Genomic DNA, 12,936 nt, shown 5'->3' on the forward strand with positions numbered 1-12,936 from the left:
GGTGCTCCCGAGCGGAACCCGCTTCCTCTTACTCCAGGGCGAACAGCGTGTACGACTCCGCATTCGCGGCGTTGATGACGATGCAGTCGATCGACTGCTTCTCGTCCTCGCCGGTCTCGCCGTCGGTGAGGTAGGCGTCGGCCTGCTGCACCGCGAGCTGCGAGATGAGCACGGCGGGCTGGAGGCCCGTGGCGACGAGCTTGCCCGCCTTGATCGCCTCGACCGCGTCGGGGCTGCCGTCGAAGCCGACGATCTTGATCTGGTCGATCAGACCCGCGGCCTCGACCGCGGCGACGGCGCCGAGGGCCATCGTGTCGTTGCCGGCGATGATGCCCTGCACGTCGGGGTCGCGCTGCAGCAGGGTCTCGACCTTCGAGAAGGCCTCGTCCTGGCTCCAGTTCGCGGTCTCCTTGGCGGTCTGCACGAGCTGCGGGTACTGCGAGACGACGCTGGCGAACGCCTCCGAGCGCACGCCCGCGTTGGTGTCCGACTCCTTGCCGGTCAGCTCGATGTAGTTGCCGCCGTCGGGCAGCGCCGCGACGAACTCCTCGGCCACGGCCGCGGCGCCCTGCGCGTTGTTGGCGACGATCTGCGACTTGGCGATGCCGGTCGCGTTGATCTCGCGGTCGACCAGGAACACCGCGACTCCGGCGTCCTCGGCCTTCTGGATCGGGCCGATCGAGGCGTCGGCGCCCGCGTTGTCGAGGATGATCGCCTTCGCGTTCTGGCTGATCGCCGAGTCGATGAGCCCGCTCTGGCGGTTGGGGTCGTCGTCGTGGGACGCGACCGAGGTCTCGTAGCCGAGCTTCTCGGCCTCGGCCTGGGCCGCGTCCGCCTCGGCCTTGAAGAAGGGGTTCTCGAGCGGCGGAGTGATGATGGCGATCAGACCGCCCGCCTCACTGGCGCTGGACTCCCCTCCACCGCTGGTCTCCGTGCCGCCCCCCGAGGAGCAGCCGACGAGCGCGAGGGCGGCGACCGCCACGGTCGCGGTGGCGAGAACGAGCTTGCGTCGCATCATGTGTCCGGTACCTTTCGTTTCTCTGTGCTGACCGACGCCGTTGCCGGTCAGAGCTTCCCGACGGGCGCGGAGGCGCCCGCCGCGTGTCGTCGCTCCCCGTCGCGGGCGGCTCGGTTGGAGCGCCCTTCGACGAGGCGAGTGCGGCGTTCTTGTTGCGCGTGATCTTCTGCTGGGTCTGATCGAGCATCACGGCGAGCACGATGACGGCGCCCTTGATGGTGATCTGCCAGAAGGTCGAGACCCCGACGATGACCAGGCCGTCGCTGAGGAACCCGATCACGAAGGCGCCGAGCAGCACTCCGCGCACGTTGCCCCGGCCGCCGGTCAGCGCCGCTCCGCCGATGACGACGGCCGCGATGGCGTTGAGCTCGAAGCTCTCGCCGGTCTGCGGGGCGGCGGCGGTCAGCTCGGACGAGATGATCAGGCCGGCGGTCGCGGCGCCGAAGCCGCTGATGATGTAGACGCTCATCTTGACCCGCTTGGTCGGCACGCCGGCGAGCTCGGCGGCCCGCTCGTTGCCTCCGGTGGCGTAGACCCAGCGGCCGAAGGGCGTCTTGCGCAGCACGATCAGCGCGATGACGGCGAAGACGATCATGATCCAGATCGCCATCGGGATCAGCACCGGCCGCCGCCGGTCAGGTTGAAGCCCGTGTTGCCGAGCGACTCGTCGCCCTGGAGCCGCGGGTACGTCGATCCGTTCGAGATCAGCAGCGCCGCACCGCGGGCGATGTAGAGCATGCCGAGCGTCGCGATGAACGGAGCCACGTTGAACCGGGTCACGAGCAGGCCGTTCACGAGGCCCACGAGCTAGCCGACGAGCAGCGAGCACAGGACGACGACCAGACCTTGGGATAAAGGACCACGTCGAGCGCGCGTCGATCCGCAGCCCCTGCAGCAGGACCCCGGCGACGACGCCCGAAAGCCCGACCGTCGAGCCGACCGAGAGGTCGATGCCGCCCTTGAGGATCACGAAGAGCATCCCGAGCGCGAGGATCGCGTTCATCGCCACGTGTCGGGTCATCGTGATGAGGTTCGGGAGCGTCAGGTAGGCGTCCGAGAGCAGCGAGAAGATGATGATGAGCGCGATCAGGGCGATGAACGCCCGCCCCTCCGGGAGGAGCGCGCCGAGGTCGAAGTCGCGCTTCGTCGCGGCCTTGGTGCTGCTGGTCATCGGTGTGCGCGCCTCTTCTTCCGGGTCCTGATGGGTCTCGCCGCTGGCGACCATGACGTCGTCCCGCTCCGCGGTGCGGGGGTCGAACTCGCGCACGATGCGCCCTTCGACGCCGATCACGCGGTTGGAGGCGCCGAGCGCCTCGCCGATCTCGCTCGTCGCGAAGAGGACGCCCAGTCCGCGCCGCGCCTCCGCGCCATGAGCGCGAAGATCTCGGCCTTCGCTCCGACGTCGATGCCGCGGGTGGGCTCGTCGAGCAGCAGCACGTCGGGCTGCGTCATCGGGACCTTCCCGATGACGACCTTCTGCTGGTTGCCTCCCGAGAGCGAGGTGATGGAGGCCTGCGGTCCGGCGGTCTTCACCCGCACGTCGCGCACGCCCGCGTCGACGGAGGCGCGCTCGGGGCCGCGGCGGAGGAAGCCGCCGCGGACGAAGTCGAGCAGCGACGCGAGCGAGAGGTTCTCGCCGACCGACATGGTCTGCACCAGTCCGTCCCGCTGCCGGTCCTCGGGCACGAGCGCGAGGCCGCGGGCGATGCGCCGGCGGACGTCGAGTCCCTTCACCGAGACGCCCTTGAGGCGCACGTCCCCGTCACGCAGGGCCAGTCGCCCGGCGACCGCCTCGAGCAGTTCGGTGCGGCCTGCGCCCATCAGGCCGTAGAGGCAGACGATCTCCCCGGCCCGCACCGTCAGGCTGAGCCGGTCGACGCTGAGGCGGCTGGGGTTCGGACGGATCGGCGACGCTCACGCCGTCGATCTCGAGGACCGGCTCGCCGAACGTCTCGAGCAGATCGGGGTTCAGGTCGTCGGCGTTGCGGCCGACCATGTTCGCGATCACCCAGTTGATGTCGATCTCGTGGCGGTCGCCGCGGGCGACGAGCTCGCCGTCGCGGAACACGACCGCGTGATCGGCGATCTCGAGCGCCTCCTCGAGGTGGTGCGAGATGTAGACGATCGCGACGCCGCGCGAGGTCAGGTCGTGGATGACTCGAAGAGCACCTCGACCTCGCTGCCGCTGAGGGCGGAGGTGGGCTCGTCCATGATGAGCACCCGCGCGTCACCGGCCAGTGCCCGGGCGATCTCGACGAGCTGCTGCTGGCCCAGACGCAGGTCGGCGACCAGCGTCTTGGGGTCCAGCGGCTCCTGCAGCCGCGCGAGCAGCTCGACGGTCTGCGACGCCTGCGTCCGGGAGTCGATGATCAGCCCGCCGCGGGCCAGCTCGCGCCCCATGAAGATGTTGTCCTGGATGCTGAGGTTCGGGGCGAGGCTCAGCTCCTGATGGATGATCGCGATGCCCTTCTCGACCGCGTCCACGGTGCCGCGCAGCTGCAGCGGCTCGCCGTCGAGCTCGAGGGTGCCCGCCGTGGGGGTCTCGACTCCGCTCAGGATCTTCATCAGCGTCGACTTGCCCGCGCCGTTCTCGCCGAAGAGCACCGTGACGGATCCGCGCCGGATCTCGAAGTCGACGCCCTTGAGCGCCCGGGTCGCCCCGTAGACCTTCGTGATGCCGACGGCGCGCATCACGACCTCGCCGGTCATCCGATCACCTCGATCGAGACGGGGACGACCGACACGAGCTGCGGATTGACGCGGAGGAACGCGCCGGTGACCTCGACGGTCTTCCCTGCGGCAGCCGCGGCGTCGAAGCCCTCGAGCACGTCGGTCCGCACGAGGTCGTTCAGCTCGGTCGACACGTTCTGGTACTCGAGCTGGTTGGTGAACTCGTTGAACGAGATCTCGCCGGTGACGTCGCGCAGCGCCGTGCCGTTGAGCGCCGGGCCGATCTGCACCTGCACGGTCGTCTCGGCGGGCACGCCCTCGACGGTGACCGGGAGGATCGGCGGAGTCGCGGTGCCGGCGACGGCGGTGAAGGTGACGGGGAACGCGTAGGCGCTGCTCGCTCCCGACGTGTTGCCGAACTCGGCCTCGTCGGCGCCGCCCTCGAGCCGGGCGAGCAGGTCGGCCAGCGGGACGGCCTCGTCCTCGACCTGCGCGGCGATGTCGTCGAAGCGCTCGGCGGCGTAGGCGGCGGGATCCAGCTGCCCCTCGGACGCGGCGGTGTCGGCGTCGGAGGCGCTCACGACCTTCACGTTGAAGGCCGCGGCGACGAGGACGACGGCGGCGAGAGCGGTGAGGACCATCCACGCTCGGACGGGTCGTCGTGAGGATCGGGACATCGATGTCGCTCCCAGGGGAGGTGTTCGGCGGTGAACGGCAGCGGGCGGCGGGCCGGCTGAGCGGCTGGCGCGGGACATCCGGTGCAGCTGCTGATGGCACGGTGGCACGTGGTTCGGTAGCCTGTCAACCGGTTCGCCAATTCCGAGCCACTTCGACTCGACGATGAGGAGAACGACCCGTGGAATCCCTTTCCCGGCGCCCGACCGCGCCCTGCACTGCCGGCCGAGCGGAGGCGCTCCCGTGCTGAAGGGCGTCGATCCGCTGCTCTCGGCGCGCTGCTGCACCTGCTCGACGACATGGGCCACGGCGATCAGCTGCTGCTCGTCGACCGCAACTTCCCGGCCGTCGCCACCGGTCTGCCCGTCGTGCACCTCGGCGAGGCCACGATGAGCCGGGCGATGAGCGCCGTGCTCAGCGTCTTCCCGCTCGACGTCTTCGTCGACACCCCGCTCGAGCGGATGGAGGTCGACGGCGACCCGTCCGTCACGACTCCCGAGCAGGACGCGGTGCTCGCGATCGCCCGACGCGCGCACCCGCGGCCGCTCGAGTGGGGCGTGATCCCGCGGCTCGAGTTCTACGAGCGCGCGCGGTCGGCGTTCGCCGTCGTGCACGTGCTCGATCCGGCGCCGTGGGGCTGCTTCGTGCTGCAGAAGGGCGTGGTGTTCCCACCCGAGGCGGAGTGAGCCGCCGCAGCTCTTCCGCGGATGGCGAGGTGAACATAGGGTGGAGAGCGGCTCGGCCGCTCCGCCGCAACGACGCACAGACGGGTCACAGCAACGACCCAGGGCCCTCCTCGACTCCGACCGTGGTCTCGCCCGCACGACGCCTCCGGACCCGGAGTGCGGCCGACACCACGACGCCAAGGACGACGCCGATGAACCGCACGAAGATGATCACCGCCCTCGCGGCCGGACTCCTGCTCACGTCGGGCGTCGCCGCCCAGACGGCGGCCGCCGCCGAGACGTCGAACACGTCGGAGGACCGCGGCGTCGACAGCTCCTCGGACACCCTCCTCATCAACGGGCGCGCGTACACGCTCGACTGAGCCGGCCCAGGCCGCCGATATCGTAGCCGGGGGTCTCGATACGCGCCTCCGGCGCTACTCGACCGGCACGCATCCGCGTCCCGCCTCGCCGCCCTCTGCTCCTGTTCGTAACCGAGGCCAGTAGGCCTCGCGGAGTCCGTTCGAGCCGTTCGAGCAGCTCCTGACCTCGGTTGCGAACAACTCGGCCTGCACAACGAAGTCCGAGCGCGGAGATCAGGGCGAGAATCGCCGGATCGCGTCGCGGAGCCTCACTTCCGAGGCCCGTCCGGGCACCTCCGACGCCGCCGCTCGATGCGCCGCCTCCGGTGCAGAAGTCCGCGTCAGGCCGCCTCGGCCACCGGCTCCGCAGCGGAGGTCGCGCGCGGACGCGCCGCTCCCGTCAGCAGCGACACCGCCGCGACCAGCACGAGGACCACGATCATCGCCCCGCGCAGCCCGAAGTGCTCGCCGAGGAACCCGAGCAGCGGCGGACCCACCAGGAACGCGACGTAGCCGGCGGTCGCCACGGCCGAGACCGTGGCCGTCGGGTCGTCGCTGTCGGCGGCCGACGACAGCGTGACCGGGAAGCCGAGCGCCGCGCCCAGTCCCCAGAGCGCGACCGCGACTCCGGCCATCGCGGCGCTGTCGGCGACGACGACGACGGCGATGCCCGCGGCCGAGACCAGGGCGCTCGCGCGCAGCACGGCGACGTTGCCGAACCGGGCCAGCAGCGGAGCGCCGACGAAGCGGCCCACGGTCATCGCGGCCGCGAAGCCGGCGAACACGATGGTGCCGACCGTGGCGGTCGCTCCGTAGCCGTCGACCATCAGCAGGGGCAGCCAGTCCATGGCCGAGCCCTCGGCCAGCGCCAGCGCGAGCACGATCGCGCCGAGCGCGAGCACGCGCGGCTGCCGCCAGACCGGACCGCCGGTGCGCACGGCCGCCGGCTCTCCGGAGCGTGCCGGGCACGATCTTGCCGGTGTCGCTCGGCACCGAGCGGATCACGGTGACCAGCAGCGCCAGGCTGAGCGCCGCGACCGCGAGCAGCTGCCAGAGGACGGGGAAGTCGACGGCGGTGAGTCCGATGCCCGCGACGGCGCCGATCACCGTGCCGAGGCTGAAGCAGCCGTGCAGCGCGGGCAGGACGGAGCGGCCCGACACCGCCTCGAGCGCCGCGCCCTCGAGGTTGAGGGCGATCTCGGACACGCCGATGCCCAGGCCCACGAGCGCCAGGCCGACGAAGACGCCCGGCGCCGACGAGAGGTTCGCGGCGAGGCCGACGAGCGCCACTCCGCTCGTGAACGAGAGGCCGCCGATCGTCACCGTGAAGCGCACTCCCCGGCGGCGCACGATCGCGGCGGAGGAGAGCACCCCGGTCATCGAGCCGGACCGGAGAGACCCAGCAGCACGAGCCCCATCTGCGCGGTCGAGGCGCTGAGGAGGTCGCGGACGGCGGGCGTGCGGACGACCCACGACGCCATCCCGACTCCGAAGACGAGCATGAAGGCGAAGATCGCGAGGCGGCGGCGGGCGACGGACGTGGGCATGGTTACGACCGTAGGTCCACGACAGCGGTCGGCGGAACACGCGCGGGAAGTCCGCACTTGCGGTCGACGACGGCAGGCGCAACGATCCGTGCATGCGTGAGCGCTGGTGGGCGGTGGGCGGCGCGTCGGTGCTCCTCGTCGGCGGGGTCCTGACGGCGATCGCGACGCTCGCGGCGGATCGCGGCCACGACGTCCTCCGGACGGCGAGAACGAGCGGGTCGCCGCGATCCTCGCCGACGACCTGTCCGCGGTCGATTCCGTCGCGCGACCTCGAGAAGCACTTCCCGGCGACCGACCGCTCCGCCCTCGCCGCCCTGGCCGCGAGCTGTGGTCCGATCGCCGTCCGGGCACCCGCCCCCGCGATCCACGCCGACATCATCCCCACCTCCGCCCGGATCCTCCTCACCGATCCCGAGGGATCCGTCTGCGACGCGCGCATCGAGTGGGTCGACGGGGAATCGGCCTGGCACGCGTACCTCTCGCAGCCCGGCCCCGGCTGACCCGCCCGGGTGAACACCCGCTGTCCAGAATCCGTCGGCTCCCGCACGGGGCCGCCCCGGCGTGCGACGCTGGAGGGTCCCCCTCCGCCCCTCCCCGCTTGGACCCTGTTGACCGACGTCAAGACCCCCGTGTTCCCCTGGATCGGCCTGCTCACGCTGGCCGGCGCGATCTTCGTGTCGGTGACGAGCGAGTTCCTGCCGACCGGGCTCATCCCCGACATGTCGCGCGATCTCGGCGTGAGCATCCCGCTCACCGGCCAGCTGGTCACGATCTTCGCGGCGACGGTCGTGGTGGCGACAACTCCGCTGGACCCTCGTCACGCAGCGCTTCCTCGCGCAAGAGCCTCGTGCTGGTCGCGCTGGGCGTCATCGCGGTCGCGAACGTCCTCGCCGCCCTCGCGCCGACCTTCGAGCTGCTGGTCGGCGCGCGGATCCTCGGCGGACTCGCGCACGGGCTGTTCTGGGCAGTCGTCGCCGCCTACTTCCGCTCACCTCGTCGCTCCCGAGCACCTCGGCCGGGCCACGGCGATCACGGCGGGCGGAGGCTCGGCGGCCTCGTGCTCGGCGTGCCGGTGGGCACGGCGCTCGGTACACGCGCTGGCTGGCGTCCGACGTTCGCGATCCTCGGCGGGATCGTGCTGATCCTCGCGCTCGTCGTCATCCGCTACCTGCCCGCGGTCGAGCACATCGTCCCGGTGCGCACCGGCGAGATCCGGCTCCCGGCGCGCAAGGACCGCTCGCTGCCGCGGATCCTCGGCGTCTGCCTCGTGATCCTCCTGGTGCTGATCGGCCAGAACACCCTCTCGACCTACATCACGCCGTGGCTCGGGGAGGCGCAGTTCGCGCCCGACTCGATCCCGCTCGTGCTGTTCGCCTTCGGCGGCGCGGTGCCGTGGGCCTTCGTGCTCGCCGGCTTCGCGACCGACCGGTTCCCCCGCTCCGGATTCGTCGTCGCGGCCCTCGCGGTCCTCGCGGCGCTCGCGGGCCTGTCCTTCGCGGCGGGCTCAGGGAGTGCCGGCGCTCGTGGTCGTCGCGGCGATCGTCTGGAACATCGCGTTCGGAGGCATCCCCGCGATGCTGCAGACCCGGATGCTGAAGACCGCGTCGTTCCAGCTGCGCAGCCTCGCGGCCGCCCTGCAGACGACGGCGTTCAACATCGGCATCGGCGGCGGAGCGATCGTGGGCGGCCTGGTCATCGACGGCAGCGGCCTCGGCGCGCTGCCGTGGGTCGCGCTCGGCATCGTCGCGCTCGGGCTCGTCGTGAGCCTGCTGGTGGAGTGGCGCGCGGGCGCGCGGCGGCGCCGGTGCAGGGTCGGGCGGAGCGGGTGAGCGCGTAGCCGACGCCGGCGCCCGTTTCGCCTCCACTCGCGAGGCGCCCGGGTGCCCGACGGGACGCGAACCGGGCCCTGGCGGGTCGTCGCACCCCGTCCTGCGTCCACTGGCATGTCGCCCGGCGCACGGAGTCGGCGCGGACCGGGCCGTCGCTGGTCGTCGCACCCCGTCCCGCGTCGTCTCGAGCGCTCCGCCGAGTACGAGCGGATGCGATCCGCTGCCGAGCACGTCCGCTCCCCTCGCGAGGGAGGGCGCGCGGCGTTCCGCGGCGTAGCGTCGGAGGATGGCCCAGACGACCACCGACTCCGGAGCTTCCGCATGAGCCGCACCACGGTTCCTCCGCTGCACCTGCCCTACCCGGGAGCGCCCGCCGGGGAGGCGATCGCCCGCTTCTTCCGCAAGTACGCGACCTTCAGCGGGCGCGCGAGCCGCGCGAGTACTGGTGGATCATCCTCGCGACACTGGTCGTCAACCTGCTGCTGCGGTGGGCCGACGGGTCGCTGTCGCGGTACACCTTCACGACCTCGCCGTTCACGACGGGATCGGACTTCTCGACGCCCTGGGTCACCGGGCTGTCGGTCCTGATCGCGCTCGCGACGCTGATCCCCGGGCTCGCGCTGATCTGGCGGCGCCTGCACGACGTCGGTCGGAGCGGGACGTGGTTCCTGATCATCCTGATCCCGATCGCCGGCTGGGTGGTGCTGATGATCTGGTTCCTGATGCCCGGCCGTGCCGAGGGCGAGCGCTTCGACGCCCCGCTGGTCGAGTAGCCGCGCGGGGAGGCCTGCCGCTCGGGTGACGGGAATCTCGATACGGCCCCGGGGGCCTACTCGATCAGCAGGAGGGGACCCTCCGGGCCTGCTCGAGCAGCAGAGGGGTCACGCGCACCAGTCGCGGGAGACGCCGTTCACGCTGCGGGAGGTGTCGCCCGTCTCGAGGTCGACGAGCACCGTCGACGTCGCGCTGAAGCCCGGCACCTCCGGGTAGTCGTCGGGCTCGCCCTCGACCGAGACCGCCTCGACGGCCAGGAACTGCCCGTTCGGCGAGAGGCAGATGCTCCGGATGCGGCCGGTGGGCGACGTCCGGAACACCTCGGAGGTCCCCTCCGCGTCGACGCGCACGACCGAGTACTGCGTCGCTCCGGTCTCGGGCGAGTACTCGGCCTCGAGCTCCACGTAGCTCGTCGAGTCGAGCAGGAGCAGCTGCACGGGCGACGCGGTCGGGCTGACCTCGGCGACCGGCAGTGCGAGCGTCTCGACCGAGCCGTCGGCCAGATCGATCAGCGACCCGCGGTCGGGATCCGCGACCACCAGCCGGTTCGCGCCCGGTACGAAGCCGCGCAGCTCCGCGTGCTGCCCGAGCGGGCTGATCGCCCCGGGGACGAGCAGGTCGACCAGCAGCACCGTGTCGTCGACCGAGTGCGTCACCACGGAGGTCGTGCCCGGCACGAACAGCCAGTCGCGGGCGCGCAGGGTCCGCCGTCGATCCCGACCACCGCCACCGCCTCGGCCTTCTGATCGGTGAGGTCGTAGGAGTAGAGCGCGCGGTCGAGCGGGCCGGTCGGCGCCTCGCCGGTGAAGGTCCAGCCCAGCACGCCCTTCTCGGACGCGGCGTGCAGCTCGCGCACGACGCCCGCTCCGGGCAGCGGGATGACCCCCTCCGACCCCGTGTCGAGCGCGACGGTGCGGATGAGGTTCGTGTCGTCCGGCTCGATCGTCACCAGCACGAGCAGCGGGCCGACGACGACGTAGTCCTGGATGCGGTCGGCGGTGGCGACGACGCGGGTCTCGTCCCCGATCCCCCCGACAGCGGGCGCACGCGGATCGCGTCGGGCTCGGTCGGGTCCGGCGTGCGGTCGAGGGTGAAGAGGTCGGGGTCCTTCGTGGTGAAGGAGGCGCGCACATCGGCCGTCGCCCCGGTCGCGCGGCCGCGGGCGTCGTCGATCGTGATCTCGTACGTCGTGGCGTAGCGGAGGGTGTCGGCGAACGTCACGGTGACCACCTCCGTCCTCGAGCTCGACGGTGTGCTCGGCCTCGGGAGTCACGCCGACCCGGTCGAGCGCGTCGGGCTCGAGGTCCTGGTCGAGGTGCAGCCGGGCGCGGCCGCCGTCGCGCTCGACGACGCCGTCAGCGCTCACCTCGAGCGAGGCGACCCGCGGACCCTGCTGATCGTCGCCGCGGTCAGCCCGCCGACGCCGAGCGCGAGGACGAGGGTCGCGCCCCAGAAGACGCGCGAGAAGCCGCGGGCGGAGGCGGCGCGCGGCTCCCGGGAGCGGCGCGGGCGCGACTCCCACGATTCCTCGCCCCAGGGCTCAGTGAGACATACGGCATCGCCGGCTCGTCGATCTCGGCGACCGACGACGGCTCGAGCACGACCGCCTCGGCGCTCGTGACGCTCGCGTTCGCCCCGAAGCCGCCGGACGCCTCCAGCCACTGGCCCTCGGTGTACGTGTCGGCCCAGCCGGGCTCGTAGATCGGCACGCCGACGGGCTGCGCGTCGACCGCGCAGCAGGTCACGACGAAGCGGGCGACGTAGAAGACGTTCTCGGGGTCGTCGGCGTCCGGAGTCACGAATCCGCTGACCGTCGCCGTCGTGCCCGCGAGGAACTGCTCGCTCGCCCCGGAGCGGAGGAGCGTGGCCCAGTCGCGCACCGAGAACGAGGCGTAGTCGCCGCCGGTCGGCGCGGCGACGACCGCGGTCGTGTCGACGGCGCTCGTGTTGACCTCGCGCTGCGTCGCCGTGCCCGCGGTGAGCGCGGCGGGCGGGACGACGAGCAGCGCGACTCCGGCGGTCACGATGATCGCGACCGAGCCGAGCACCGCGAGCCGCGCCCGCCACGGGTGACCGGGCGCGTGGTCGTGCAGGTGGCCGTGGGCGTCCGATTCCTCGACGCTCTCCCCGTCGCTCTCGTCGGACCCCGGCACGATCGCGAAGGCGAGCACCAGCAGCACGGCCGCGATCACGGCGAGGATCACCGTGAACTCGAAGTAGCGGGGGTGGATGTAGAGGCCGAGCCGTCCGGTCGCCGCGAGCCACAGCGTCGAGACGACGCCGATGACGCTCAGGACCACGCCCTTCCAGCGGGTGAGGAGGCGCTCAGAGCGCATGGTTGACCGCCAATCCGAGGACCGCGGAGCACAGCCCGACCAGGACCGTCATCCGCACGAGGGTGGGCACCGAGAAGGTGGTGCGCAGCAGCGCGAGCATCTTGATGTCGATCATGGGCCCGAAGACGAGGAACGCGATGATACCGCCCGGCAGGAACGTGGAGCCGAAGGACAGCACGAAGAACGCGTCGACGTTCGAGCAGATCGAGATGACGAACGCGAGCACCATCATCGCGAGCACCGACCAGAGCGGGTTGCCGCCGAGCGCCGTGAGCACGTCGCGCGAGACTCCGACCTGGATCAGCCCCGCGATCGCCGAGCCGACGAAGAGCGCCGGCAGCATCGCCCCGGTCTCCTCGGCGAACAGCAGGACGCTGCGGCGCGAGCGGGCGCGGAGGGTGCCGGGCGCGCGCCCCCCGCCTCGCAGGCGGCGCGGAAGCGGTCGGTGAGCAGCGACAACGGCTCGGAGTGGCGGCTGAAGATCCAGCCGACCAGGTTCGCGATCACGAAGCCGCCGACGATGCGCCAGACGAGGATCCCGTCCTCCCAGCCGAAGGCCTGGTAGGTCGTGATGATCGTGATCGGATTCACGATCGGCGCCGCGAGCAGGAACGTCATCGACTCCGAGACCGAGAGGCCCTTCACGATCAGCCCGCGGGCCAGCGGCACGTTGCCGCACTCGCAGACCGGGAGCAACACGCCGAGCAGCGAGATCACCAGGCGCCGCGGCAGGGCGCGCTTCGGCGGGATCCGCAGCAGCACCGCCTCGGGCACCCAGAGCTGCACGGCGATCGAGAGCACGATGCCGAGGAAGACGAACGGCAGCGACTCGATGACGACGCTGATCGAGAGGGTCAGGAAGTCGCGCATCGCGTCGGACAGCACGTCGCCCGTCGCGTCGGGCGAGAGCAGCCGCAGGGCGACCGCGGCGGCGACGAGGGCGAGCCCGATGCCCACTCGTCGACCGGTGCGTGACCGGGGGCGGGGCGGGGCGGCGATCGACATCGCGGTCCATCGTAGGCGGGGCCGCGCGGTGGGCCTTCAGAACCTCTGCTGTCAG

Annotated in this window: 18 protein-coding genes; 5 read left to right on the forward strand and 13 right to left on the reverse strand. The window is 71.8% G+C overall.

Annotation, left to right across the window (positions count from 1 at the left end; translation table 11 throughout):
• Positions 1-28 precede the first annotated feature (28 nt).
• The 6 genes from AC0CII_RS13230 to AC0CII_RS13255 form a co-directional block, all read right to left on the reverse strand.
• On the reverse strand, positions 29-1,015 hold the full coding sequence (locus tag AC0CII_RS13230) for a substrate-binding domain-containing protein (protein WP_465230906.1): 987 nt from the start codon (positions 1,013-1,015) through the stop codon (positions 29-31).
• Complete coding sequence (locus AC0CII_RS13235) at positions 897-2,309, reverse strand: ABC transporter permease (protein ID WP_465229698.1); 1,413 nt, start codon at positions 2,307-2,309, stop codon at positions 897-899. The genes AC0CII_RS13230 and AC0CII_RS13235 overlap by 119 nt, the downstream gene beginning before the upstream one ends.
• Positions 2,306-2,839, reverse strand: coding sequence for an ATP-binding cassette domain-containing protein (locus tag AC0CII_RS13240; protein ID WP_465229699.1), 534 nt, complete (start codon positions 2,837-2,839; stop codon positions 2,306-2,308). The genes AC0CII_RS13235 and AC0CII_RS13240 overlap by 4 nt, the downstream gene beginning before the upstream one ends.
• Entirely contained in the window at positions 2,781-3,086 is a 306-nt protein-coding gene (locus AC0CII_RS13245) for a hypothetical protein (RefSeq protein WP_465229700.1), read from the reverse strand. Before AC0CII_RS13245 ends, AC0CII_RS13240 begins: the two co-directional genes overlap by 59 nt.
• A 74-nt stretch (positions 3,087-3,160) precedes the next feature.
• Complete coding sequence (locus AC0CII_RS13250; RefSeq protein ID WP_465229701.1) at positions 3,161-3,727, reverse strand: ATP-binding cassette domain-containing protein; 567 nt, start codon at positions 3,725-3,727, stop codon at positions 3,161-3,163.
• Entirely contained in the window at positions 3,724-4,329 is a 606-nt protein-coding gene (locus tag AC0CII_RS13255; protein ID WP_465227442.1) for a DUF2291 family protein, read from the reverse strand. Before AC0CII_RS13255 ends, AC0CII_RS13250 begins: the two co-directional genes overlap by 4 nt.
• Before the next feature lie 321 nt (positions 4,330-4,650).
• Between AC0CII_RS13255 and AC0CII_RS13260 the strand changes: the two genes are divergently transcribed.
• Both AC0CII_RS13260 and AC0CII_RS13265 read left to right on the forward strand, forming a co-directional pair.
• Positions 4,651-5,049, forward strand: a complete 399-nt coding sequence (locus AC0CII_RS13260) for an RbsD/FucU family protein (protein ID WP_465230907.1) — start codon at positions 4,651-4,653, stop codon at positions 5,047-5,049.
• 191 nt (positions 5,050-5,240) lie between these two features.
• Positions 5,241-5,411 (forward strand): hypothetical protein, encoded by a 171-nt coding sequence (locus AC0CII_RS13265; protein WP_465227440.1) that lies wholly within the window; start codon positions 5,241-5,243, stop codon positions 5,409-5,411.
• Positions 5,412-5,731: 320 nt separating this feature from the next.
• On the opposite strand, the gene AC0CII_RS13270 is transcribed toward AC0CII_RS13265, so the two are convergent.
• Both AC0CII_RS13270 and AC0CII_RS13275 read right to left on the reverse strand, forming a co-directional pair.
• The gene (locus AC0CII_RS13270) at positions 5,732-6,328 is read right to left on the reverse strand and encodes an MFS transporter (protein WP_465229702.1); all 597 of its coding nucleotides are present in this window, start codon (positions 6,326-6,328) and stop codon (positions 5,732-5,734) included.
• A 438-nt stretch (positions 6,329-6,766) separates the two neighbouring features.
• A complete protein-coding gene (locus AC0CII_RS13275; RefSeq protein ID WP_465229703.1) occupies positions 6,767-6,937 on the reverse strand; it encodes a hypothetical protein in 171 nt (56 codons plus the stop codon).
• A gap of 92 nt (positions 6,938-7,029) precedes the next feature.
• On the opposite strand from AC0CII_RS13275, the gene AC0CII_RS13280 reads away from it, so the two are divergent.
• The 3 genes from AC0CII_RS13280 to AC0CII_RS13290 all read left to right on the forward strand — a co-directional run bounded on the left by AC0CII_RS13280 (position 7,030) and on the right by AC0CII_RS13290 (position 9,539).
• Positions 7,030-7,437 (forward strand): hypothetical protein, encoded by a 408-nt coding sequence (locus AC0CII_RS13280; protein ID WP_465229704.1) that lies wholly within the window; start codon positions 7,030-7,032, stop codon positions 7,435-7,437.
• Between the two features lie 347 nt (positions 7,438-7,784).
• Complete coding sequence (locus tag AC0CII_RS13285) at positions 7,785-8,774, forward strand: MFS transporter (RefSeq protein ID WP_465229705.1); 990 nt, start codon at positions 7,785-7,787, stop codon at positions 8,772-8,774.
• 474 nt (positions 8,775-9,248) lie between these two features.
• Positions 9,249-9,539: a DUF805 domain-containing protein gene (locus AC0CII_RS13290; RefSeq protein WP_465230908.1), complete on the forward strand. Its 291-nt coding sequence runs from the start codon at positions 9,249-9,251 to the stop codon at positions 9,537-9,539.
• 108 nt (positions 9,540-9,647) lie between these two features.
• Here the strand turns inward: AC0CII_RS13290 and AC0CII_RS13295 are convergent, their stop codons facing one another.
• From AC0CII_RS13295 to AC0CII_RS13315, 5 genes are read right to left on the reverse strand one after another with little or no spacing between them, the layout of a single operon-like run.
• Positions 9,648-10,199 (reverse strand): hypothetical protein, encoded by a 552-nt coding sequence (locus AC0CII_RS13295; RefSeq protein WP_465229706.1) that lies wholly within the window; start codon positions 10,197-10,199, stop codon positions 9,648-9,650.
• Positions 10,193-10,906: a hypothetical protein gene (locus AC0CII_RS13300; RefSeq protein ID WP_465229707.1), complete on the reverse strand. Its 714-nt coding sequence runs from the start codon at positions 10,904-10,906 to the stop codon at positions 10,193-10,195. Before AC0CII_RS13300 ends, AC0CII_RS13295 begins: the two co-directional genes overlap by 7 nt.
• A 43-nt stretch (positions 10,907-10,949) precedes the next feature.
• Entirely contained in the window at positions 10,950-11,876 is a 927-nt protein-coding gene (locus AC0CII_RS13305; protein WP_465229708.1) for a TIGR03943 family putative permease subunit, read from the reverse strand.
• Complete coding sequence (locus AC0CII_RS13310; RefSeq protein ID WP_465229709.1) at positions 11,866-12,219, reverse strand: permease; 354 nt, start codon at positions 12,217-12,219, stop codon at positions 11,866-11,868. The genes AC0CII_RS13305 and AC0CII_RS13310 overlap by 11 nt, the downstream gene beginning before the upstream one ends.
• Positions 12,177-12,881 carry a permease gene (locus AC0CII_RS13315; protein ID WP_465229710.1) on the reverse strand — a complete coding sequence of 235 codons (705 nt, stop codon included), beginning with the start codon at positions 12,879-12,881 and terminating at the stop codon, positions 12,177-12,179. The genes AC0CII_RS13310 and AC0CII_RS13315 overlap by 43 nt, the downstream gene beginning before the upstream one ends.
• Positions 12,882-12,936: the final 55 nt, after the last annotated feature.

The sequence above is a fragment of the Rathayibacter sp. AC182 genome (assembly GCF_979253875.1).

Bases quoted from the DNA above. Each gene is read 5' to 3' on its own strand.
- AC0CII_RS13230 (WP_465230906.1), bottom strand. From the start codon at position 1,015: ATGCGACGCAAGCTCGTTCTCGCCACCGCGACCGTGGCGGTCGCCGCC.
- AC0CII_RS13240 (WP_465229699.1), bottom strand. From the start codon at position 2,839: ATGGGCGCAGGCCGCACCGAACTGCTCGAGGCGGTCGCCGGGCGACTG.
- AC0CII_RS13250 (WP_465229701.1), bottom strand. From the start codon at position 3,727: ATGACCGGCGAGGTCGTGATGCGCGCCGTCGGCATCACGAAGGTCTAC.
- AC0CII_RS13255 (WP_465227442.1), bottom strand. From the start codon at position 4,329: ATGGTCCTCACCGCTCTCGCCGCCGTCGTCCTCGTCGCCGCGGCCTTC.
- AC0CII_RS13265 (WP_465227440.1), top strand. From the start codon at position 5,241: ATGAACCGCACGAAGATGATCACCGCCCTCGCGGCCGGACTCCTGCTC.
- AC0CII_RS13275 (WP_465229703.1), bottom strand. From the start codon at position 6,937: ATGCCCACGTCCGTCGCCCGCCGCCGCCTCGCGATCTTCGCCTTCATG.
- AC0CII_RS13280 (WP_465229704.1), top strand. From the start codon at position 7,030: ATGCGTGAGCGCTGGTGGGCGGTGGGCGGCGCGTCGGTGCTCCTCGTC.
- AC0CII_RS13305 (WP_465229708.1), bottom strand. From the start codon at position 11,876: ATGCGCTCTGAGCGCCTCCTCACCCGCTGGAAGGGCGTGGTCCTGAGC.
- AC0CII_RS13310 (WP_465229709.1), bottom strand. From the start codon at position 12,219: ATGCTGCCGGCGCTCTTCGTCGGCTCGGCGATCGCGGGGCTGATCCAG.
- AC0CII_RS13315 (WP_465229710.1), bottom strand. From the start codon at position 12,881: ATGTCGATCGCCGCCCCGCCCCGCCCCCGGTCACGCACCGGTCGACGA.